The organism is Rothia sp. HMSC061D12, from assembly GCF_001836735.1.
Classification (GTDB): Bacteria; Actinomycetota; Actinomycetes; order Actinomycetales; family Micrococcaceae; genus Rothia.
The window spans coordinates 1,109,752-1,130,387 of the sequence record NZ_KV830305.1; the positions used below are offsets into that span (position 1 = coordinate 1,109,752).

The following is a 20,636-nucleotide window of genomic DNA, read 5'->3' on the forward strand; positions in this document are numbered from 1 at the left end:
GAATCCATTTCCGATGGATTCACGCCCCTTCTGCATACCCAGGGTGTCTGGGGGCTTTTCTCTTCGTCTTGAGACGAGTGTCAGAGCTTCAGTGTGCTAGCTTTGTTCCCGCTCCCCTATTCTGCGATGAGTCGGGCGATAACTTCGGGGAGCATCTCCGCGACGCGGGTTGCGGGTGCCGGGCCGGGCCGGGCGTCCTTGACGCTTCCGGTGGCGCTGGCGCGTGCGGCTTCGCCGTGCAGGTAGACGGCGAGCGCACCGATGGAGGCGAAGGTGCAGCCTTCCAGCGCTTCTCCGCGAGCATCGAAGGCTGCTACGGTCTGGGCGAGCAGTGCTCCGTAGATGCCGGTGAGGGTGTCTCCGCTGCCTGCGGTGGCGAGCCAGGGGCTTCCGCCAGCAACGCTGTAGGTGGCGCCGTTGGGCGCCGCGATGAGCGTGTAGCCGCCCTTGAGCATGACGGTGGCGCCGGAGAGTTCGGAGGCGGCGCGGGCCCATCGGAAGGGCTCTGCGTCGATGTCCTTGCGGCTGGGTACGATGGCGTCGCCCAGGTGCTTTGTCCAGGTTTCGGGGGCGAGCTCGTGCACGATGCGCAGGAAGCGTTCGAGTTCTGCCGCGTGCGGGGTGAGAATCTTATGGGAGCCGAGGTGCTTGCCGGTTGCCATGTATTCTGCCGCCAGGTCGCAGGCGCCCGCGTCGAGGATGGCGGGTTCGGGCGAGTGGAGCAGGTAGCGGTTCTTATCCAGCGAGTCGTGGCTGGATCCTGAGCCGCCTGCCCAGACGGTGACCCTCTGCAGGGCGGGTGCGCCGCTGAAGTAGACGGTTTCGGGGTTGTGGGCGATCATGAGCTGGCGCAGCTCGTGGGAGTTGGCGTTGAAGCGAACCATACCCACGCCGGTGTTGAGAGCGGCACGCACGCTCATGAGGGCTGCGCCGGGGTATTCGAGGCTTCCGGTGAGCATGCCGAGTACGCCGCGGGTGTACTTGTGGGAGTGTTCGTCGGGTACTTCGATAAGCTCGCGGTAGTCTTCGCGCTCGAGGACGCGCAGGGCAGGCTTGTGGGAGTTGAGGGCTTCGGGAACGCCCAGGTCGTAGAGTTTGATGTCTCCGGAGTGGACGCTGTGGCAGGTGCCTGCCGGTAGCTTGTGGCCGATGAAGGTGACGGTGCGATCGGCGCGCAGGGAGGGTTCGTGCACGGTTCCGCGGTTGTTGTCGACTCCGGAGGGGGTGTCTACGGCAAGGACTGCGCCGAGCTTACCGTCGAGCTGCGCTGCACGGAGTACGCCCAGGTATTCGCCGGCGCTACCGCGTACGGCACCGCTGGAGCCGGTACCGAGGATGCCGTCAATGGTCAGGTCGTAGCCGGTAAGGTGTTCGAGGGTGTGTTCGGGGTCGAGTACGCGGGTGCCTTCGCCGCCTTCTCGGGCGATGAGTTCGAGGTTCTTTTCGCTGGGGTCAAAGATGACGGCATCAACGCGGTGGCCTTTGGCGCTGAGGCGGGCGCCGGCGTAGATGGTGTCTGCGCCGTTGTTGCCCGGACCGATGAGCAACAGGATTTTGGCATTGTCCTTGCCGCGGAGCAGGTCCTGTGCTTCGGCCGCGACGGCATCTGCGGCACGTTGCATGAGGTAGCCGTCGTAGTCGGCGGCTTCGATGTAGGGCTTTTCTGCTTCGCGTACCTGGGAAGCAGTGTAGATGAGCTTCATTGCTGTCTCCTTGGGTGGCACCGTGCGGGCCTTAGGGGTCACCTGGTGTGGTGTTGGTGTGGCTCTGCGTTAGTCCTCGGTGTCGTCACCGGCGATGACGCTGAGTCGGTAGCTTTCGGGGTTGAACTTTTGCAGGTGCGCCAGTTCTGCATCGCTGAGGTATTCGGCGGTTGCAATGGCGATGGCCATGGGTTCGTCGTGGGTCAGCGAGAGGTGAATGCGGTTGATGCCAAGTTCTTTGGCTCGGCGGGCGATGGTGCCCTGAATGATGAGGTAGGGCTGACCGCTTTCGGCGGTGGCGACTTCGCAGTCTTGCCAGTTGAGTCCGGCGGGTGCTCCGAGTACTTTTGCGACGGCTTCTTTGGCAGCAAATCGTACGGCTTGGGAGCGCACGTTCCGGGTGCGTTCGTTGGGGGTAAAGACGCGGCGAACGAAGGCTGGTGTTTCGGTGACGATTCGTTCGAATCGTTCGATGTTGACGGTATCTACGCCGATTCCCATGATCATGAGCTTCACCTTCTGCGCTAGGGGTGGTGCCGCGTCCTGTTTGCGGTTTCTCTTGTTTTAAGTCTAGCGAGATTCGTTTCTTTTGGGCGGTTTACCGTCAAATATGACGCCCGGTTGATGCCTGTTTCACAGTGTCCTATTTTTGTTGGACCATCCATGAATAACCGAGTGGTTAAACGACAAGGGCGGTGGTCGAGTTCTCTAAGAACTCAACCACCGCCCTTTCGTTATCGCTGAGGCGATTTCCGAGGATTACTCCTAAGGATTACTCCACGGTCACGGACTTTGCGAGGTTACGCGGCTGGTCAACGTCCAGGCCCTTAGCTTCTGCCAGTGCGCATGCGAAGATCTGCAAGGGCACAGTTGCCAGCAGGGGCTGCAACAGCGAGGGGCATGCCGGGACGGTGATGAGGCGGTCTGCGTAGGGCTTGACGGCCTCGTCGCCTTCCTCGGCGATGACGATGGTGAAGGCGCCGCGAGCGCGCACTTCCTGGATGTTGGAGACGACCTTGCCGTGCAGGGAGTCGCGACCGTTTGCGGAGGGAACCACTACGATGACCGGCTGGCCTTCATCGATCAGCGCGATGGGGCCGTGCTTGAGCTCGCCTGCTGCGAAGCCTTCAGCGTGGATGTAGGTGATTTCCTTGAGCTTGAGTGCGCCTTCCATTGCGACGGGGAAGCCCACATGGCGGCCGAGGAAGATCACGGAGGAGGCATCCTTCATTTCGACGCCCAGTTCCTTGACCTGGGTGTCGTTGTCGATGACCTTCTGAATCTTTGCGGGCATGTTCTGCAGCTCGGCGAGGATCGAAGCGATTTCGTCCTTGTACTTGTTGCCGCGCAGCTGTGCCAGGTACAGGCCGAGCAGGTATGCTGCGGTGATCTGTGCCAGGAATGCCTTGGTGGATGCCACTGCGATTTCGGGGCCCGCGTGGGTGTACAGGGCAGCGTCGGATTCACGGGGCAGGGTCGAGCCGTGGGTGTTGCAGATGGAGATAACCTTTGCGCCCTGTTCGCGTGCGTGGCGCACTGCCATCAGGGTGTCCATGGTTTCGCCGGACTGCGAGAGTGCCACGATGAGGGTCTTCTCGTTCACGATGGGGTCGCGGTAGCGGAACTCGTGTGCGAGCTCGACCTCGGTGGGGATGCGGCACCAGTGCTCGATGGCGTAGCGTGCCACCTGGCCTGCGTATGCTGCGGTACCACATGCAACAACGATGATCTTGTCAATCGAGCGCAGCACCGAGTCGTCGATGTTCAGCTCGTCGAGGGTGAGGTTGCCGTTCTCGTCAAGGCGGCCCATGAGGGTCTGCTCAACGGCTGCGGGCTGCTCGTGGATTTCCTTCTCCATGAAGGAGTTGTAGCCGCCCTTTTCGGCTGCTGCTGCGTCCCATTCGATGTGGAACGGCTTGCCCTCTGCGGGGTTACCTTCGAAGTCGATGATGGAGTAGTCAGTGCCGGTGATGGTCACGATCTGGTCCTGACCCATTTCGACGGCTTCCTTGGTGTAGTCAATGAACGCGGAGACGTCAGAGCCGAGGAAGTTCTCGTTCTCGCCCAGGCCGATAACCAGCGGGGAGTTGCGGCGGGTTGCCACAACGCGGTCCGGGTGGTCGGCGTGGATAGCCAGGATGGTGAATGCACCTTCGAGGCGGTTGGATGCTACGCGTACTGCCTCGGTGAGGTCACCGGTGCCGAGCTTGTTGTAGATGCTTGCGATGGTTGCTGCAGCTACCTCGGTGTCGGTCTGAGATGCGAACTCTACGCCTTCGGCGAGCAGTTCGGCACGCAGTTCTGCGAAGTTTTCGATAATACCGTTGTGTACGACGGCGAGGCGACCGTTGTCGACAACGTGGGGGTGAGCGTTGTTGTCAGTGGGTCCACCGTGGGTTGCCCAACGGGTGTGACCGATACCAATCTGGGAGTCAGGCAGGGGGTGTTCCTTGACCTCGTTCTCAAGGTTCAGGAGCTTACCAGCCTTCTTACGGAATACGATGCCGTCGGGGCACACGAGTGCCACGCCAGCAGAGTCATAGCCGCGGTATTCCTGACGGCGCAGACCTTCGAGGACCACATCGTATGCGTTGTGGTCAAACTTGTTACCGTCCGGAGCAGTGTCCAGACCTACATATCCTACGATTCCACACATGCTATAAGTTTATCCCACAAGTATCCGAATATGTGCACGGTGAAATACCGTTATGCGTCACGTTTAATGTGGCTTTCCTAGCTTTTCAGGTTTTACCCTTTTCTTTCCATCAATTTATTTCTTCGCACAAACCATGAGAGTAGATATTTTCCCCGCGGGCTGAAAGTTCGTACACTTAGATAAATGAGCACCGCACCGTATTTTTCTGGCGATGACCGCTTCATGCATCTTGACCGTTCCCGCTGGTCGCACCTAGCCGATGAGATTTCTGTCCCCCTCAGTGCTGAGGAAATTGAGTCTCTTCGTGGCCTGGGTGAAACTGTCGACCTTGAGGAGGTGCAGCGTATTTATCTGCCGGTTTCTCGTCTTCTTAACCTGTACGTGACTGCTGCTTCTTCGTTAAACCATATGACGAATGATTTTCTGCATGTGTCTCAGCGCCGTGTCCCGTTCATTATTGGTGTGGCGGGTTCTGTTGCTGTGGGCAAGTCGACGACGGCTCGTATTTTGCAGGCTCTTTTGAGTCGCTGGCCTTCGACTCCGAAGGTGCAGTTGGTAACTACGGATGGTTTCTTGTACCCGAATGCGGAGCTTCAGCGTCGCGGCATTATGCACCGCAAGGGTTTCCCAGAGTCTTATAATCGCCGTGCCCTGCTGAATTTTGTGTCGCAGGTGAAGTCCGGTGCCGAGCGTGTGGTGGCGCCGAAGTATTCACACCTGTATTACGACATCATGCCGGATGAACATATTGAGGTCACCGCACCGGATGTTCTGATTCTTGAGGGTTTGAATGTTTTGGCGCCTTCTCAAGCTGAGGGTCCGGAGACTTCCGATCTGACGCTGAGCGATTTCTTTGATTTCTCTATTTATGTGGATGCCCGCACTGAGGATATTGAGCGCTGGTATGTGAATCGTTTCTTGACACTGCGTTCTTCGGCTTTTGCGAATCCGGAGTCGTATTTCAAGCGTTATGCGGAGCTGAGCGATGAGCAGGCGGTTGAGGTGGCGACCGGCATTTGGAAGAGCGTGAATGAGCCTAATCTGGTGCAGAATGTTTTGCCGACTCGTGCTCGTGCGCATTTAATTCTGCAGAAGGGTGCCGAGCATACCGTGGAGCAGGTTCTTCTGCGTAAGAACTAGAGGTTCTTTAGGTTTTTAGTGTTCGTGTGCGGCTTTTAGCCGGTATTGTGGTGCATTCTAGTAGAAGGCGCCGGAGGCTCCACTCCCTCGCTGGGTGGGTTTAGGCTTCCGGCGCTTTTTGTTTGCATCTACGCCATGATGAGGAGTTATTGTGTTGTCTCTGCACCGTACGTCTACCGCTCAGGAGTCTCTTAATGGTTCTGCGGTAAACCGCCGCGCTCTCTTGGGTGCTACTTTGGGGGTTGGCGGTACCGCACTATTGGCGGCTTGTGGTTCGCAGGGTGGTTCGCAGGGTCAGGGTGCCTCCTCTTCATCTTCTGCAGCGAGCGCTTCTGCTTCTGAGTCTGCGACGGCTTCGGCGGCTTCTTCTAGCGTCTCTTCCACTGCTGCGACATCTTCTGCCGCGCCCTCCCCTGTTGCTTCTGCAACCAGCGCTTCTGCTACCAGTGCTTCTGCAAGTGCTTCGGCTTCTGCGAGCGCGTCTTCTTCCCCGTTGGCGCTTGCCCAGCCGAGTGTTGAGTCTCAGCCGGATTCTTTGCGTTGTCTCGTGAATAAGATGCGCCCCTTTGCGCAGCAGGATTGGGAGCCGAGTGACCTGGTGGAGTTCTACGGTCATCAATTGCGTGCTGAGGCGGCTAAGGCGGCGGACACGATGATTGATGCGGCGGCGACCGATGGCGTGACTCTGCTTGTTTCTAGCGCGTATCGTTCGTATGCGGTGCAGCAGCAGACCTATCAGTATTGGGTTTCGGTGAACGGTCAGCAGGTGGCGGATCAGTTGTCTGCTCGTCCCGGCTATTCGGAGCATCAGACGGGTTTGGCGATTGATTTTGCTTCTCCTGAGGGTTGCCGTCTGGAGGAGTGTTACCGCGATACGCTGGCTGGTCAGTGGTTGGTGAAGAATGCTCCGCGTTACGGATATATTTTGCGTTTCCCTGATGGTCGTCAGTCGGTGACCGGTTATCGTTTTGAGCCGTGGCATTACCGTTATGTGGGTGTGCAGATTGCTCAGGAGTATGTGTCTTCGGGTGCGAAGACTTTTGAGGAGTTTATCGGTACGGGTGCGGCACCCAATTATGCAAGTGCGAGCTAGGGTCTGGGCTAATCTTTCGGCTTTGGTCGGTGCGCCAAGTGGTGATGCGTGTCGTATTTCTGGCTTCCGTGTCAGAAATAAATAGGCACAGTAGATGCATATTTTTTCGCGTACACGCCGCGTAAATCCGCGATTTTTCGCAGGTTTCAGAGATTTTTACTCACCTTTATGTGACCTAGACCTTAAGTATTGGGTACCACAGAACCACTGTGAAGAAAAACACATGCTTTACAACGAAAATTTTCTCAGAATATGGCATTTTCTGAGGCGAAAAGGCGCTATTCTATATCTCATGCTTAAGGGTTTTAAAGATTTTGTAATCCGCGGTAACGTCATCGATCTCGCAGTTGGTCTGATTATGGGTACCGCCTTCACCGCTGTGGTGACCTCGCTTGTCCAGGCCGTCCTGATGCCGGCTATCTCCATGCTGGTTGGCTCCCCCAACTTCGACAACTTCCTGGTCTTCGGCCAGATCAAGGTTGGCGTGTTCCTGACCGCTATTGTCAACTTCATCCTGATTGCAGTTGCTGTGTACTTCGCAGTTGTTGTGCCCACTCAGAAGCTGACTGAACTCGCGCTGGCTAAGAAGAAGGCTGAAGACGAGGCTATTGAAAAGGAAGAGACCGAGCTTGACCTCCTGAAGGAGATCCGCGATGCTCTGGCAAAGAAGTAATTTCTCTGCTCTCTACCACTAATTTTTTAGACCCCCGTATCCCCTGTGGATACGGGGGTTTTCCGTATCCTCGTCCCCCCTCCCCCCGCCCAAGATAACGAAGAAGGGCTGGGAAGGTGTTACCTTCCCAGCCCTTTCTCTATCCTCCATTCCGGTCTTCGCGCCGGAAGAGAATACGTTTAGAGTGCCAGTTCCTTAGCCACGACGTCAGCCAGCTGCTGAGCAACCTCATCGGCCTGTTCCTGGGTTGCAGCTTCAACCATCACGCGAACCAGAGGCTCGGTGCCGGATGCACGCAACAGCACGCGGCCGCTCTCACCCAGTACGCCTTCAGCCTCGCTCACGGCGGTGGCGAGCGCCTCGTTGGTCTTGACCGCCGCACGGTCAACGCCCTTGACGTTGATCAGGCGCTGCGGGGTGGGCTGCATGCGGGATGCCAGCTCCGAGAGGGTCTGACCGCTACGAGCCACCTCTGCAGCCAGCTGGATGCCGGTCAGAACGCCGTCACCGGTGGTTGCGTAGTCGCTCATGATAACGTGGCCGGACTGCTCGCCACCGAGGTTGTAGCCGTGCTCGCGCATAGACTCGAGGACGTAGCGGTCGCCCACAGCGGTGCGGCCGAGGGTAATGCCGTGCTCGCGCAGGTACAGCTCCAGGCCCAGGCTGCTCATCACGGTTGCGACGAGGGTGTCCTTTGCGAGCTTGCCTTCGCGCTTAGCAGCAACAGCAAGGATCGCCATGATCTGGTCGCCGTCTACCAGGTTGCCCTTTTCGTCAACTGCCTGGCAACGGTCGGAGTCGCCGTCGTGGGCGATGCCGAGGTCCGCGCCGTGCTCAACGACTGCTGCCTGCAGCTTCTCGGGGTGGGTGGAGCCCACGCCGTCGTTGATGTTGGTGCCGTTGGGCTCTACAGCCAGTGCGATAACCTCTGCACCCAACGCTTCGAAAGCTGCGGGAGATGCTGCGTATGCCGCACCGTTTGCGCAGTCCAGAACAATCTTCTTGCCTGCGAGGGGCTTGCCTTCGGGCAGGGTGGAGACCAGGTGCTTCACGTAAGCCTCGGTACCGTTCTCCAGGGGCTTGACGGTACCCACAGCGCCACCGGTCGGGTAGCGGAAGGACTTCTCGCGGTAGACGCGCTCAATAGCGTCCTCAACGGAGTCTTCCAGCTTCTGGCCGCCTCGGGCCAGGAACTTAATGCCGTTGTCCGCTGCGGGGTTGTGCGATGCAGAAATCATCACGCCGAAGTCAGCGCCGGTGTGTGCCACCAGGTAAGCTGCTGCGGGGGTGGGGACAATGCCGGCGTCCAGCACGTCAACACCTGCGCTAGCGAAGCCAGCCTTCATCGCAGAGACAATAAAGTCTGCAGAGGATCGGGAGTCATTTGCAATCACGGCACGGGGGCGTACACCCTCTTCTACCGTGTCAAAGCCCAGCACAATAGAGGCTGCCTGCGCGAGCTCCATAGCCAGGGCGGGAGTAATTACATCGTTTGCCAGACCGCGTACGCCGTCGGTTCCAAAAAGTCGTTCAGTCACCTTTTTATTTTACGTTGTGCATAACTCTCCTCAGGCGTATACACCGCATTTTCTTCAGAATCAGAAAGTGATTTTCAGCGGCTACATATCTGCTTCATAGCTAATGTTTCTATAGACACGCAAAGGTGCCTGCTCTCAGTTCCCAGAGAGGGAAAAGAGAGGCAGGCACCTTCATAGCGCAAGCTGTTTAGCGGTTCTATCGCCGCAGGGTTGAGCTGTTGCTCTCCCCTATCTATCAACGCTTACTTGACGACCGGGAAGCCGTCGGGAGAGTCACCGGACTCATCCTCGAAAACGTCCGATGCAGAGCGGACGATTAGCGAGTCGAGCTCGCCCACGACTGCCTCATCCTTGGAGGGGTAGTCGAACTGGGAGAGCACGTAACGCATTGCTTCCAGACGTGCGCGCTTCTTGTCGTTGGACTTGATAACGGTCCAGGGGGCGTCACCGGTGTGGGTGTAGAAGAACATTGCTTCCTTCGCCGCGGTGTAGTCGTCCCACTTGTCCAGGGATGCCAGGTCGGTGGGGGAAAGCTTCCACTGGCGAACCGGGTCGGTACGGCGGGAGGTGAAGCGTGCGAGCTGCTCTTCGCGGGTGACGGAGAACCAGAACTTGATGATATGGATACCGGAGTTCACCAGCATGCGCTCCAGGTCCGGAACTTCGCGCATGAACTCGAAGTACTGTGCCTGGGTGCAGTAGCCCATAACGCGCTCAACGCCGGCACGGTTGTACCAGGAGCGGTCCATCAGGACGATTTCGCCGCCGGAGGGCAGGTGCTTGATGTAACGCTGGAAGTACCACTGGGTCTGCTCGATATCGGTCGGCTTCTCCAGTGCCACAACGCGAGCGCCACGGGGGTTCAGGTGCTCGGTGAAGCGCTTGATGGAGCCACCCTTACCTGCTGCGTCACGGCCTTCGAAGATGATGAGGATCTTCTGACCGGTGGACTTAGCCCAGAGCTGCAGCTTCAGCAGCTCAATCTGCAGGGCACGCTTTTCCTTCTCGTATGCCTTACGGCTGAGCTTGGTGTCGTAGGGATAACCCTTCTTCCATGCCTGCGAGGTTTCGTCGTCCTTCTTGTCCTTGCCGAGGGCGCGGGTGAGGGAAGCCATTTCGTCCAGCTCTGCCGAGTAGTCTTCGACAACGGAGGTGCGGCGTGCCTGGGGCTTCAGGGCTTCCTTGATGGCTTGTTTCTTCTCAGAACCGGTGTGTGCGTGTGCGCCTCCAGCGGCGTGCTGGTGGGCTTCAGTCTGAGGAGCCTCCACTGCCTTCTCTTCGGGCTGGGTGGAGGGATTCTGCTCTGCCATGAGTACTCTTTTCTTCCTGTCTGCTTTGACTCTTTAACTCTACCGGTGTGCTCTTCGATGAACAAACGTAACAGTTATATGCACCCTATAACCTTGTAACGCTCACGGTGAGCAGATACGCAAAACGCCCCGACTCTCCCGAAGGAGAAGCGGGGCGTAACGCTTCGTGAAAACCAGCGATTAACGCTTGGAGAACTGCGAAGCCTTGCGTGCCTTCTTAAGACCAGCCTTCTTACGCTCGATGACGCGTGCGTCACGGGTCAGGTAGCCAGCCTTCTTCAGTGCGGGGCGGTTGTTCTCGCGGTCGATCTCGTTCAGTGCACGAGCGATACCCAGGCGCAGAGCACCTGCCTGACCGGAGGGGCCACCACCGTTGATGCGTGCGATGACGTCGTATGCACCCTCGAGCTCCAGGAGCTTGAAGGGCTGGTTGACGTCCTGCTGGTGCAGCTTGTTGGGGAAGTAGTCTTCCAGGCTACGGCCGTTGATGGTCCAGTTGCCGGAACCGGGCACAACGCGAACGCGTGCCACTGCTTCCTTGCGGCGACCAACTGCTGCGCCTGCAACGGTCAGGGCCGGACGTGCTGCCTTAGCCGCTGCGGGGGCAGCGGACTCCGAGGTGTAGCTGGTCAGCTCTTCCTCGACTACGATCTGCTCTTCGTTCTGAGCCACGATTTCTCCTATTGTTTCTTCGTAGGCCCGAATTACTGGGCGACCTGGTTGAATTCGTAGGTCTTGGGCTGCTGTGCCGCGTGCGGGTGCTCGGGGCCAGCGTAGACCTTCAGCTTCTTGAGCTGCTGTGCAGCAAGCTTGTTCTTGGGCAGCATGCCCTTGACAGCCTTCTCAACCGCGCGAACGGGGTTGGTCTCAAGCAGCTCTGCGTAGTTCACGGACTTCAGACCGCCGGGGTAACCCGAGTGGCGGTATGCACGCTTCTGCTCGAGCTTTGCACCGGTCAGGGCGACCTTCTCAGCGTTCACGATGATAACGAAGTCACCGGTGTCAACGTGGGGAGCAAAAGTCGGCTTGTGCTTACCGCGCAGCAGGATAGCGGTCTGGCTTGCGAGGCGGCCGAGAACAACGTCGGTGGCGTCAATGACGTGCCACTGGCGCTCGACTTCGCCGGGCTTGGGAGTATAAGTGCGCAAAATATTGGCCTTTGTCTCGAAATGTACATACGGCGCTTAGTTGGGTATCGCGCCTTTTACTTACGTGCATGACGAACACCCGGGTGAGGACCGAGCTGCCGCCCGTTCTGCCCGTACTCTATACCGCCTTAACGTCCTGCAACTAGACAGCGATTTAGAGCGCGCTCGGGTAGAACACGCACAACATATCAAGACTATACAGGACGTCGAGTGCTTAATCCACCGCCAAAGCCTTAAAAATAGGGCTTTTTTGCCTTAAACACATTTTAAATTCCATCCGTGTAATTCCCCCGCGGTAGTTGCGCTCCCCCGCGGTGCTTCGTGGAGCATGAGCAAAGTGACGAGGTTCAATATGCACAGGGCGTTAAGCGCTCTGTGCTTCGTGGTCCTCGCGCTTTGCTCGAGCACGCTCCGCCTGCACACCGTAGAGCTCAGGAACAGGGTAGTAAATCTCAGCCAGAGCGAGCGCATGCGGAGGCGCCAGAGTCAGCGAAGCCTCGCGTCCCGGGTTCTCGATCCGCTCTCGCAGCCAGGCGGCGTCGCGTTTGCCCGTACCGTAGAGAACCAGCGCGCCGACAAGTGAACGCACCATGTGATGGCAGAAGGCGTCAGCCACTACGCGTACCTCAATCAGCCCGTTTTCAGTGCGGGTAAAGCTGAGTTCCCGCAGTTCACGAATGGTGGTCGCGCCTTCACGGGGTTTGCAGAAGGAGAGAAAATCGCGCAGGCCGAGTAGTTGCTGTGCCGATTCGTTCAGATCAACACAATCCAGGTGCTCGGGTACCGCCCAGGTGTAGGTACGGTGCAGGGGGTTAAGACCGTCCGCTGCACCATCTGCAATGCGGTAAACATAGCGGCGGCCGGTAGCTGAGAAGCGCGCATCAAAATCGAAGGGCACTTCGCTCACGCGGTGAATCTGAATAGCCCCCTGCAAAATACCGCGAACGTTCTTCGGCAGGTTGAGTTGTTCTTCCGCATCGTAAAGGCATCGCTGAAGAGCACCGGTGAGGCGGCGCCCCAGTGCAGCCGTCGGGTCATCTTCCCCGGTTCGCCCCTGCAGGCGAGTCCAGTCCTCATCACTCAGATCGCAATGTAGGGTCTGGGCTTCCGCATGCACACCGGCATCGGTTCGACCCGCGACCACCACGCGGTGAGGTACACGCAAAATCAGTTCAAGGGCGTTCTCAATGACTCCCTGCACGGTGACCAGGTTCGGCTGGGCAGCCCATCCACTGAAAAGGGAACCGTCGTAAGCGCAATCAATGCGCACGCGGTGCGTAGCGATGAAGAGCGGCTCTTCGTGATTCTCTAAAGCAGTAGCGTTATGCATTGTGTGCCTTTCAGCAGTAGCGGACGGTTGAAGAATACGGACCGGCTCTTGGATAGCGAATGCGCAAAGAACCGTCTCCTCGTTAAGTATGCAGATACACCAATCCGCCGCCCACAGCAGTGGACGGCGGATTGACATATTTAGGCTTAGCCTAGATCAGCTGGGATCCGTATTACTCGGAAACCTTCTGTGCTGCTGCGCCACCTGCGGGGGCGTAACCTGCAGCCTCTGCCGACTCAGCGGAGTCGAACCAGATTTCAGCCTTGGTGCTGGTGTACCAGCGGGAACCGGGCACGTGGTACTTCATGGAATCGGCGTTACCCTTAACCTCGAAGCCCTCGGGAGCCTCGCCGGACTCCAGGGGTGCGTGGGAACCTGCGGGCAGGCCCTCAGCTGCTTCAGCCTTGGGAGCCTCAGCTGCCTTCTCAGCAACCTTGGTTGCCTCAGCAACTGCACCCTTGGTTGCAACGGGCTCCATGACGAGCTCGATGACTGCCATGGGAGCGTTGTCACCCTTACGGTTACCGATCTTGATGATGCGGGTGTAACCACCGGGGCGCTCTGCCATTGCCGGAGCAATAACGGTGAAGAGCTCGTGCACGACGGACTTGTCGGTGATGGAACGCAGCACGCGACGGCGAGCAGCCAGGTCGCCCTTCTTACCGAAGGTGATGAAGCGCTCTGCCACCGGACGCAGGCGCTTTGCCCTGGTCAGGGTGGTGGTGATGCGCTTGTGCTGGAACAGCTGCGCCGACAGGTTGTTGAGCATGTGGCGCTCGTGGGTCGGGGAACCGCCGAGGCGGGGACCCTTAGTGGGAGTAGGCATAGTTAAATCTCCATAGTTGCGTTCCCTAACGCCCCAGCAGCGGAGCCTCTTAGGGAATCAAGTTTGACTGATCCCGGTGAAACCGGGTGAACTATTCGGTCGAAATTATTCGCCGGAACCGTCTTCGTCATCAAGCGGGCGTGCAGCAGGCTCGAAACCGGGAGGGGAGTCCTTCAGAGCCAGGCCGAGCTCGATGAGCTTTGCCTTGACCTCGTCAATGGACTTAGCACCGAAGTTACGGATGTCCATCAGGTCAGCTTCGCTGCGGGTCACGAGCTCACCCACGGTGTGGATGCCCTCGCGCTTGAGGCAGTTGTAGGAGCGGACGGACATGTTCAGGTCCTCGATCGGCAGTGCCAGATCAGCGGCCATGGACTCGTCGGCGGGCGACGGGCCAACTTCGATACCCTCAGCTGCAATGTTCAGCTCACGTGCCAGGCCGAAGAGCTCGACCAGGGTGCTGCCTGCAGAAGCAACGGCGTCACGCGGTGCGATGGCTTCCTTGGTTTCGACGTCCAGGGTCAGGCTGTCGAAGTCGGTGCGCTGCTCAACACGGGTCGCGTTCACGCTGAAGGTAACCTTCAGAACCGGGGAGTAGATGGAGTCAACCGGAATACGGCCAATCTCGCCATCGCCGACCTTGTTCTGAGCTGCAGTCACGTAGCCGCGACCGCGCTCGATAACCAGCTCAGCGTTGAAGTTTGCCGAGGCGTTCAGGGTTGCCAGGTGCAGTTCCGGATTGTGGATCTCCACGCCAGCGGGAACCTCGATGTCGCCTGCGGTCAGTTCACCTTCGCCCTGCTTGCGCAGGTAGGCCACGACGGGCTCGTCGTTCTCAGAAGAGATGGAGAGCTTCTTGATGTTCAAGATGATCTCAGTGACGTCCTCGGTCACGCCGGGAACGGTGCTGAACTCGTGCAGTACGCCATCAATGCGGACGCTGGTAACAGCGGCGCCGGGGATGGAGGACAGCAGAGTACGGCGGAGGGAGTTACCCATGGTGTAGCCGAAACCGGGCTCCAGAGGCTCGATGGTGAAGCGCGAGCGGTTGGGCGCTACGACCTCTTCAGTCAGAGTGGGGCGCTGTGCAATAAGCACTTTGTTTCCTTTCGGTGAGCTCCGCTATATGAGCCCACAGGTTGGGGAAAACATATCTTAGGAAGCAGACGGGTGTCTGTACTCTCCGGGCACAACTCCGTGGAGCGTACCCGTCGAGGGATTAGGTCAGGAACCTAATTAGACGCGGCGGCGCTTCGGGGGACGGCAACCGTTGTGTGCAACGGGGGTAACGTCCTGGATCGAACCGACCTCGAGGCCTGCAGCCTGCAGGGAGCGGATTGCGGTTTCGCGACCGGAACCGGGGCCCTTGACGAACACGTCAACCTTGCGGACGCCGTGCTCCTTGGCGCGGTTTGCAGCAGCCTCAGCAGCCAGCTGTGCGGCGTAGGGGGTGGACTTACGGGAGCCCTTGAAGCCCATGTCGCCAGCGGAGGACCAGGAGATTACTGCACCGGTGGGATCGGTGATGGAGACGATGGTGTTGTTGAAGGTCGACTTGATGTGAGCCTGACCAGCAACGATGTTCTTGCTAACCTTGCGGCGGTTGGTCTTACGAGCTGCCGCAGCGCGAGTCTTGGGAGGCATTTTTGATTCTCCTACAAAGGTTTACTTATACGTTGGTCGGATAGAGATATCCAACAGAGCAACGTGTCTTACTTCTTCTTACCTGCGACGGTACGCTTCGGGCCCTTACGGGTACGTGCGTTGGTCTTGGTGCGCTGACCGTGAACCGGCAGGCCGCGGCGGTGGCGCAGGCCCTGGTAGGAACCGATTTCAACCTTACGGCGGATGTCAGCTGCAACCTCGCGGCGAAGATCACCTTCAACCTTGTAGTTGCCTTCGATGAAGTCACGAAGTGCCACGAGCTCCTGGTCGGTCAGGTCCTTGACGCGGGTGTCAGGGTTGACGCCGGTAGCAGCGAGGGTTTCGTGTGCACGGGTCTTGCCCACGCCGTAGATGTAAGTGAGAGCAACTTCCACGCGCTTTTCGCGGGGAATATCAACTCCAGCGAGACGTGCCATACTGGCTTCTCCTTGTTGTTTTCCAGAGGTCTATAGCATCACTGCCCGGGTTGTTCTGACCCGGTCCCCGGCCTCTGAGTCCGGAGGTATCCGAAGGCGCCTCGTCGGCGTTGCTTCGGAGCGGTGCCTATGACAATTCCGCCCCCTGTTGGGGCGGTTATGAAGTCAGCTACTAGGGATTAGCCCTGGCGCTGCTTGTGGCGCGGGTTTTCGCAGATCACCATGACCACACCGTGACGGCGGATCACCTTGCACTTATCGCAGATCGGCTTAACGCTCGGCTTGACCTTCATCGCATTCCTTTTGATTGCAACTTGATTACTGGCGAGATAAGAGGTTCCCTCACTTACGTTGGGGAACTGCGTTATCCCTTTGAACACGATTTAAACGCCGCCGGTGGGCGACGTTTATCTCGGGTTTACTTGTAACGGTAGACGATACGACCTCGGGAAAGGTCGTAGGGGCTCAGTTCCACTACTACTCGGTCCTCAGGCAGGATGCGAATGTAGTGCTGACGCATCTTGCCCGAGATGTGTGCGAGAACCTTGTGGCCGTTATCCAGCTCAACACGGAACATCGCGTTGGGCAGAGCTTCAACCACAGAGCCTTCAATCTCGATGACGCCGTCTTTCTTAGCCATATCCTCCGCTAACGTCGGTGCCCGTCGCAGGTGCGGCGGGCAATTGTATCTTCTGTTTGTGAGCTCACCTCGGTGAGGTGCTAGGGCGTTTTAAGGCGCACTTAACACTGGCACAAACAACCAACTGTTAACTCTACGGCAAAGACCATGGAAAAACAACCGTGATTTTTATGACATCAGGCACTTAATGTTTAAAAGGAAGAAGCCCCTCCCCCACGTTCCTGAAAGTCTTCATGACTTCCCTCCGCAGGAAAGGGGCACCGTTCACCGGTCACAGCTCAGCTACTTAGTCTTCCTTAGCAGCCAGCTGACCGCATGCACCATCAATATCGGAACCGCGAGTATCACGAATAGTCGTCGGAATACCGTGGGCACGCAGACGCTCCACAAAGTTCTGCTCAACGCCCTTACGGGATGCTGTCCACTTCGAACCCGGGGTCGGGTTCAGCGGAATCGGGTTCACGTGCACCCAGCCGCGGCCGCGCTGAGCCAGCTTCTTACCGAGCAAATCCGCACGCCAGCCCTGATCGTTAATATCGCGAATCAGCGCGTACTCAATAGAGACGCGGCGGCCGGTCGTACGGTAGTAGTCGTACGCAGCGTCCAGAGTCTCGTCAACCTTCCAACGCTGGTTAATCGGGATTAGCTCATCACGCAGCTCATCATCCGGAGCATGCAGAGACAGCGCCAAAGTAATGGGCAGCTTCTCCAGCTCAAACTTACGAATACCGGGTACCAGACCCACGGTCGACATGGTCAGACCACGAGCAGAAATACCGAGGCCCTCGGGCGAAGGGTCAATCAGGCGGTGCACAGCACCCATAGTTGCCTTGTAGTTAGCGAGCGCCTCACCCATACCCATGAAGACAATATTGGAAACACGCAGAGGACGAGTATCCTCAGAACCGCCTTCTGCTTCTTCCAAACCCTTCATCTGCTTCAGGTAGCGGGCACCAGCTACGACCTGCTCCACAATTTCTGCAGTAGAGAGGTTACGGGTCAAACCCTGCTGACCGGTTGCACAGAAGGGGCAGTTCATACCGCAGCCAGCCTGCGAAGAAATGCACATGGTCACGCGGTTGTCATAGCGCATGATGACGGACTCAATGAGCGCACCATCAAAGAGGCGGTGCACAACCTTCAGGGTGTCGCCACCGTCAGCCTCGAGGGTACGGACCGGAGTCAGAAGCTGGGGCATCGCCTGAGCAACCATCTGCTCGCGATCCTTAGCCGGCAGGTCAGTCATCTCGGCGGGATCAGTGACCAGACGCTCAAAATAGTGCTTGGACAGCTGGGACGCACGGAACGACTGGTAGCCCAGTTCCTTCAGAAATTCGCGGCGGCCAGCCATATCGAAGTCAGCGATGTGCTTGGGCGGCTTCGCACGGCGCGGTGCTTTCAGGGCAATCTGGCCGGGTGCGGGGCGAACGTTCGAGATTTCAACCGGCACCTTGGTCGCAGCGGGCGCGGTTGCCTCGCCGCTATTGAGAGTTTCGCTCATGGAGCTTCTTCCTTGTGATGTGGATGCTTTCGGATGCGCTATCACGCACCGGACCGGATTCGCCGGTTTCTTCGGGTGGAGGTGGGGCAACTAAAGGTGTTCCCCTCCCCCAGTGGTGGGGCTTAGGCGGGAATCGGAACCGGGGTTACGCCGAAGCGAGCAAGTTCGCTGGCGCCGCCGTCTTCTGCGGTCAGAACCCAGATGCCGTCGCTGTGCACAGCAACGGAGTGCTCCCACTGGCATGCATCGGAGCCGTCAACGGTCACAACGGTCCAGTCATCGGAGAGCACCTTGGTCTCGATGGAACCGGTGACGAGCATCGGTTCGATAGCGAAAGCCATACCGGGCTTAATCTTCGGGCCCATGTCACGCACAGCGTAGTTCAGCACATCCGGAGCCATGTGCATCTGCGAGCCGATGCCATGGCCCACATAGTCTTCAATGATGCCGTACTTATCGCCGTATTCTTCGGTCACGTATGCTTCGATAGCCAGACCGATTTCACCGACCTTCTTTGCGGTCGCGAGAGCCGCGATGCCGTGCCACATTGCCTCGCGAGTGACGGCAGAGAGCTCCGCGCGTGCTTCGCTCACGTTGTCACCGACCAGCACAGTACGTGCCGAGTCGCCATGCCACTGGCGGTTGGTGGCGGGATCAATGACGTAGGCGCCACCGTCGATAGAGAGGATGTCGCCGTCCTTGAGGACGTAGTCGCCGGGGATGCCGTGAACGACCTCGTGGTTGACGGAGGTGCATACGGTCGCCGGGTAGTCGTAGTAACCGTAGAAGTTGGAGGTACCACCCAGTTCCAGCATGGTGCGTTCAAAGGCGGCGTTCACCTCTGCGGTGGTTACGCCGGGGCGAGCAGCCGCCACTGCCGCATCGAGCGCGCGACTGGTGATGACGCCTGCACGAGCCATCTGCTGAAGCTGTGCATTGGTTTTGATTTCGACTCGTGCCATTCTGGCTCCTTAGGTATAGGGGGCGGTGCGCCCAAGCTTAGAACTCTACAGACAGCACTGTACCCCCGCAAGTCTTTGTGATGCATCATGCACCTCAAATTGCGGGGGTACAGCAGAAGATTACTTCAGAGCGTCGAGGATGCGCTCGGTGACTTCAGCAATCTCGCCGAGGCCGTTAACTTCCTTGACGATGCCGCGTTCGCGGTAGATTGCGATCAGCGGTGCGGTCTCTTCTTCGTAAACCTTCAGGCGGTGACGGATGACCTCTTCGTTGTCATCGGTACGACCCTGCTCTGCTGCGCGGTTGAGCAGACGCTCGACGAGCTCGTCGTTGTCTGCAACCAGCAGGAGAACGCGGTCGATCTTCTCGCCCTTGGCTTCGAGGATGGAGTCCAGCTCGTGCACCTGGGAGGTGTTGCGGGGGTAGCCATCGAGCAGGAAACCGTTGACGACGTCGCTTTCCTCCAGGCGTGCGCGCACCATGTTGTTGGTGACGGAGTCGGGAACCAGGTTGCCGGAGTCGATGTACGACTTCGCTTCCTTGCCCAGCTCGGTCTCTTCCTTGATGTTCTTGCGGAAGATATCACCGGTGGAAATCGCGGGAATCTTCAGCGCTTCAGCGATCTTGACGGCCTGGGTGCCCTTACCTGCACCGGGAGGGCCGACGATGAGCAGACGGTTCATCGGAGCAGTCCTTCGTAGTTTCGTTGTTGGAGCTGAGCGTTGATCTGCTTGAGAGTGTCAAGACCAACACCCACCACGATCAGCAGCGAGGCGCCGCCGAACGGGAAATTCTGGTTTGCGTTGAATAGGATAAGCGCTACCAGGGGAATCATGGAAATTACACCCAGGTAAAGTGCGCCAGGCAACGTAATTCGGTTGAGTACGTAGCTGAGGTAACGCTCGGTGGGCTTACCGGCGCGAATACCGGGGATGAAGCCACCGTACTTCTTCATATTGTCCGCTACTTCTACCGGGTCGAAGGTGACCGCCACGTAGAAGTACGCGAAGCCAATAATCATGAAGAAGTAGAGAGCAATGTACAGCGGGTGATCGCCGCGCACCAGGTATGCGTTAATCCAGTTGACCCAGTCCGGCGGGGTGGAGCCGTCGGTGGGGGTGTTGAACTGGGCAATCAGGCCGGGCAGGGTCAGCAGGGAGGAGGCGAAGATCAGGGGGATCACGCCTGCCATGTTGACCTTCAACGGAATGTAGGTACTGGTGCCACCAATGGTGCGTCGACCAATCATGCGCTTTGCGTACTGCACGGGGATACGGCGAACAGACTGCTCCACGTAGACCACAGCGAGCATGACCAGCAGGCCGATGCCGCAGACAGCTGCGAAGATACCCCAACCGTGGGTGCGCTGGATGGAACCCAGAGCGCTCGGGAAGGAAGAAGCGATGGAGGTGAAGATCAGCAGGGACATGCCATTGCCGACGCCACGCTCGGTAATCTGCTCACCCATCCACATGATGACGGTGGTACCCGCACACAGGGTGACGATAATCAGCAGGATGTGCAGTACGTCGTCCTGGGGGATGATGCCGGGGCAGTTGCCCAGCAGAACGCCGGAGCGCGCCATCGAGACGATGGTGGTTGCGTTCAGCAGAGCAAGAGCGATGGTCAGGTAGCGGGTGTACTGGGTGAGCTTTGCCTGACCCTGCGCGCCTTCATCGTGCAACTCCTGGAATCGCGGGATGACCACGCGCAGCAGCTGGATGATAATGGACGCGGTAATGTACGGCATCACGCCGAGGGCAAAGATCGAAAGCTGCAGCAGTGCGCCACCGCTGAAGAGGTTGACGATATCGTAGACGCCACCGCTCGTAACATTGGCGTTCAGGCACTGCTGTACATTTCCGTAGGAAACGCCTGGCGCGGGGATGAAAGTGCCCACGCGGTACAGCACAATCATTGCCAGGGTAAACAGCAGCTTACGCCGCAAATCGGCGGTCTTAACGACTCGCCCGAATGCGCTCAGCACATGTCCTCCTGTAAGTCTATGGGGCGCCCATCCCTCTCAAAGAGTTT

General features: G+C 58.3%; 21 protein-coding genes. 3 read left to right on the plus strand and 18 right to left on the minus strand.

Annotated elements, in window-relative coordinates; all coding sequences use genetic code 11:
* Positions 1–116 precede the first annotated feature (116 nt).
* From HMPREF2682_RS04295 to glmS, 3 genes are all read right to left on the minus strand, one after another.
* Positions 117–1,703: a bifunctional ADP-dependent NAD(P)H-hydrate dehydratase/NAD(P)H-hydrate epimerase gene (locus HMPREF2682_RS04295; RefSeq protein WP_070831736.1), complete on the minus strand. Its 1,587-nt coding sequence runs from the start codon at positions 1,701–1,703 to the stop codon at positions 117–119.
* 69 nt (positions 1,704–1,772) lie between these two features.
* A complete protein-coding gene (locus HMPREF2682_RS04300) occupies positions 1,773–2,210 on the minus strand; it encodes a holo-ACP synthase (RefSeq protein WP_070831739.1) in 438 nt (145 codons plus the stop codon).
* 265 nt (positions 2,211–2,475) lie between these two features.
* Positions 2,476–4,359: a glutamine--fructose-6-phosphate transaminase (isomerizing) gene (gene glmS / locus HMPREF2682_RS04305; RefSeq protein WP_049338090.1), complete on the minus strand. Its 1,884-nt coding sequence runs from the start codon at positions 4,357–4,359 to the stop codon at positions 2,476–2,478.
* 183 nt (positions 4,360–4,542) lie between these two features.
* On the opposite strand from glmS, the gene coaA reads away from it, so the two are divergent.
* From coaA to mscL, 3 genes are all read left to right on the plus strand, one after another.
* The gene (gene coaA, locus HMPREF2682_RS04310; RefSeq protein WP_070819404.1) at positions 4,543–5,499 is read left to right on the plus strand and encodes a type I pantothenate kinase; all 957 of its coding nucleotides are present in this window, start codon (positions 4,543–4,545) and stop codon (positions 5,497–5,499) included.
* 151 nt (positions 5,500–5,650) lie between these two features.
* A complete protein-coding gene (locus tag HMPREF2682_RS04315; RefSeq protein ID WP_070687291.1) occupies positions 5,651–6,592 on the plus strand; it encodes a M15 family metallopeptidase in 942 nt (313 codons plus the stop codon).
* A gap of 292 nt (positions 6,593–6,884) precedes the next feature.
* Positions 6,885–7,265, plus strand: coding sequence for a large conductance mechanosensitive channel protein MscL (gene mscL / locus HMPREF2682_RS04320; protein ID WP_049331947.1), 381 nt, complete (start codon positions 6,885–6,887; stop codon positions 7,263–7,265).
* Between the two features lie 179 nt (positions 7,266–7,444).
* On the opposite strand, the gene glmM is transcribed toward mscL, so the two are convergent.
* The 15 genes from glmM to secY all read right to left on the minus strand — a co-directional run bounded on the left by glmM (position 7,445) and on the right by secY (position 20,589).
* Complete coding sequence (gene glmM / locus HMPREF2682_RS04325; protein WP_070599032.1) at positions 7,445–8,803, minus strand: phosphoglucosamine mutase; 1,359 nt, start codon at positions 8,801–8,803, stop codon at positions 7,445–7,447.
* Between the two features lie 242 nt (positions 8,804–9,045).
* Complete coding sequence (ppk2, locus tag HMPREF2682_RS04330; RefSeq protein WP_070687290.1) at positions 9,046–10,113, minus strand: polyphosphate kinase 2; 1,068 nt, start codon at positions 10,111–10,113, stop codon at positions 9,046–9,048.
* Positions 10,114–10,293: 180 nt separating this feature from the next.
* Complete coding sequence (gene rpsI / locus HMPREF2682_RS04335) at positions 10,294–10,785, minus strand: 30S ribosomal protein S9 (protein WP_005505036.1); 492 nt, start codon at positions 10,783–10,785, stop codon at positions 10,294–10,296.
* A gap of 32 nt (positions 10,786–10,817) precedes the next feature.
* On the minus strand, positions 10,818–11,261 hold the full coding sequence (rplM, locus tag HMPREF2682_RS04340; protein ID WP_005505035.1) for a 50S ribosomal protein L13: 444 nt from the start codon (positions 11,259–11,261) through the stop codon (positions 10,818–10,820).
* A 364-nt stretch (positions 11,262–11,625) separates the two neighbouring features.
* Positions 11,626–12,591: a tRNA pseudouridine(38-40) synthase TruA gene (gene truA, locus HMPREF2682_RS04345; RefSeq protein WP_070831742.1), complete on the minus strand. Its 966-nt coding sequence runs from the start codon at positions 12,589–12,591 to the stop codon at positions 11,626–11,628.
* 172 nt (positions 12,592–12,763) lie between these two features.
* Positions 12,764–13,417 carry a 50S ribosomal protein L17 gene (gene rplQ / locus HMPREF2682_RS04350; RefSeq protein ID WP_070831745.1) on the minus strand — a complete coding sequence of 218 codons (654 nt, stop codon included), beginning with the start codon at positions 13,415–13,417 and terminating at the stop codon, positions 12,764–12,766.
* Positions 13,418–13,522: 105 nt separating this feature from the next.
* The gene (locus tag HMPREF2682_RS04355) at positions 13,523–14,515 is read right to left on the minus strand and encodes a DNA-directed RNA polymerase subunit alpha (RefSeq protein ID WP_005505031.1); all 993 of its coding nucleotides are present in this window, start codon (positions 14,513–14,515) and stop codon (positions 13,523–13,525) included.
* 138 nt (positions 14,516–14,653) lie between these two features.
* Positions 14,654–15,061: a 30S ribosomal protein S11 gene (gene rpsK / locus HMPREF2682_RS04360; RefSeq protein ID WP_005505028.1), complete on the minus strand. Its 408-nt coding sequence runs from the start codon at positions 15,059–15,061 to the stop codon at positions 14,654–14,656.
* 68 nt (positions 15,062–15,129) lie between these two features.
* Positions 15,130–15,498, minus strand: a complete 369-nt coding sequence (gene rpsM, locus HMPREF2682_RS04365; RefSeq protein ID WP_005505026.1) for a 30S ribosomal protein S13 — start codon at positions 15,496–15,498, stop codon at positions 15,130–15,132.
* A 179-nt stretch (positions 15,499–15,677) separates the two neighbouring features.
* Positions 15,678–15,791, minus strand: a complete 114-nt coding sequence (gene rpmJ / locus HMPREF2682_RS04370) for a 50S ribosomal protein L36 (RefSeq protein ID WP_004005257.1) — start codon at positions 15,789–15,791, stop codon at positions 15,678–15,680.
* Positions 15,792–15,916: 125 nt separating this feature from the next.
* The gene (infA, locus tag HMPREF2682_RS04375; protein WP_005505018.1) at positions 15,917–16,138 is read right to left on the minus strand and encodes a translation initiation factor IF-1; all 222 of its coding nucleotides are present in this window, start codon (positions 16,136–16,138) and stop codon (positions 15,917–15,919) included.
* A 286-nt stretch (positions 16,139–16,424) separates the two neighbouring features.
* Positions 16,425–17,639 carry a dual-specificity RNA methyltransferase RlmN gene (rlmN, locus tag HMPREF2682_RS04380; protein ID WP_044150213.1) on the minus strand — a complete coding sequence of 405 codons (1,215 nt, stop codon included), beginning with the start codon at positions 17,637–17,639 and terminating at the stop codon, positions 16,425–16,427.
* Between the two features lie 122 nt (positions 17,640–17,761).
* Positions 17,762–18,601 carry a type I methionyl aminopeptidase gene (gene map / locus HMPREF2682_RS04385; protein ID WP_070831748.1) on the minus strand — a complete coding sequence of 280 codons (840 nt, stop codon included), beginning with the start codon at positions 18,599–18,601 and terminating at the stop codon, positions 17,762–17,764.
* Between the two features lie 120 nt (positions 18,602–18,721).
* Positions 18,722–19,285 (minus strand): adenylate kinase, encoded by a 564-nt coding sequence (locus HMPREF2682_RS04390; RefSeq protein ID WP_005505015.1) that lies wholly within the window; start codon positions 19,283–19,285, stop codon positions 18,722–18,724.
* A complete protein-coding gene (gene secY, locus HMPREF2682_RS04395; protein ID WP_005505014.1) occupies positions 19,282–20,589 on the minus strand; it encodes a preprotein translocase subunit SecY in 1,308 nt (435 codons plus the stop codon). Before secY ends, HMPREF2682_RS04390 begins: the two co-directional genes overlap by 4 nt.
* Positions 20,590–20,636 lie beyond the last annotated feature (47 nt).

What these genes read in the sequence shown, in the direction of transcription:
- map (WP_070831748.1), bottom strand. Translation starts at nt 18,601, where the DNA reads ATGGCACGAGTCGAAATCAAAACCAATGCACAGCTTCAGCAGATGGCT.
- rplQ (WP_070831745.1), bottom strand. Translation starts at nt 13,417, where the DNA reads ATGCCTACTCCCACTAAGGGTCCCCGCCTCGGCGGTTCCCCGACCCAC.
- ppk2 (WP_070687290.1), bottom strand. Translation starts at nt 10,113, where the DNA reads ATGGCAGAGCAGAATCCCTCCACCCAGCCCGAAGAGAAGGCAGTGGAG.
- coaA (WP_070819404.1), top strand. Translation starts at nt 4,543, where the DNA reads ATGAGCACCGCACCGTATTTTTCTGGCGATGACCGCTTCATGCATCTT.
- rlmN (WP_044150213.1), bottom strand. Translation starts at nt 17,639, where the DNA reads ATGAGCGAAACTCTCAATAGCGGCGAGGCAACCGCGCCCGCTGCGACC.
- mscL (WP_049331947.1), top strand. Translation starts at nt 6,885, where the DNA reads ATGCTTAAGGGTTTTAAAGATTTTGTAATCCGCGGTAACGTCATCGAT.
- HMPREF2682_RS04300 (WP_070831739.1), bottom strand. Translation starts at nt 2,210, where the DNA reads ATGATCATGGGAATCGGCGTAGATACCGTCAACATCGAACGATTCGAA.
- truA (WP_070831742.1), bottom strand. Translation starts at nt 12,591, where the DNA reads ATGCATAACGCTACTGCTTTAGAGAATCACGAAGAGCCGCTCTTCATC.
- rpmJ (WP_004005257.1), bottom strand. Translation starts at nt 15,791, where the DNA reads ATGAAGGTCAAGCCGAGCGTTAAGCCGATCTGCGATAAGTGCAAGGTG.
- HMPREF2682_RS04295 (WP_070831736.1), bottom strand. Translation starts at nt 1,703, where the DNA reads ATGAAGCTCATCTACACTGCTTCCCAGGTACGCGAAGCAGAAAAGCCC.
- infA (WP_005505018.1), bottom strand. Translation starts at nt 16,138, where the DNA reads ATGGCTAAGAAAGACGGCGTCATCGAGATTGAAGGCTCTGTGGTTGAA.
- rpsK (WP_005505028.1), bottom strand. Translation starts at nt 15,061, where the DNA reads ATGCCTCCCAAGACTCGCGCTGCGGCAGCTCGTAAGACCAACCGCCGC.
- HMPREF2682_RS04390 (WP_005505015.1), bottom strand. Translation starts at nt 19,285, where the DNA reads ATGAACCGTCTGCTCATCGTCGGCCCTCCCGGTGCAGGTAAGGGCACC.
- glmS (WP_049338090.1), bottom strand. Translation starts at nt 4,359, where the DNA reads ATGTGTGGAATCGTAGGATATGTAGGTCTGGACACTGCTCCGGACGGT.
- rpsM (WP_005505026.1), bottom strand. Translation starts at nt 15,498, where the DNA reads ATGGCACGTCTCGCTGGAGTTGATATTCCCCGCGAAAAGCGCGTGGAA.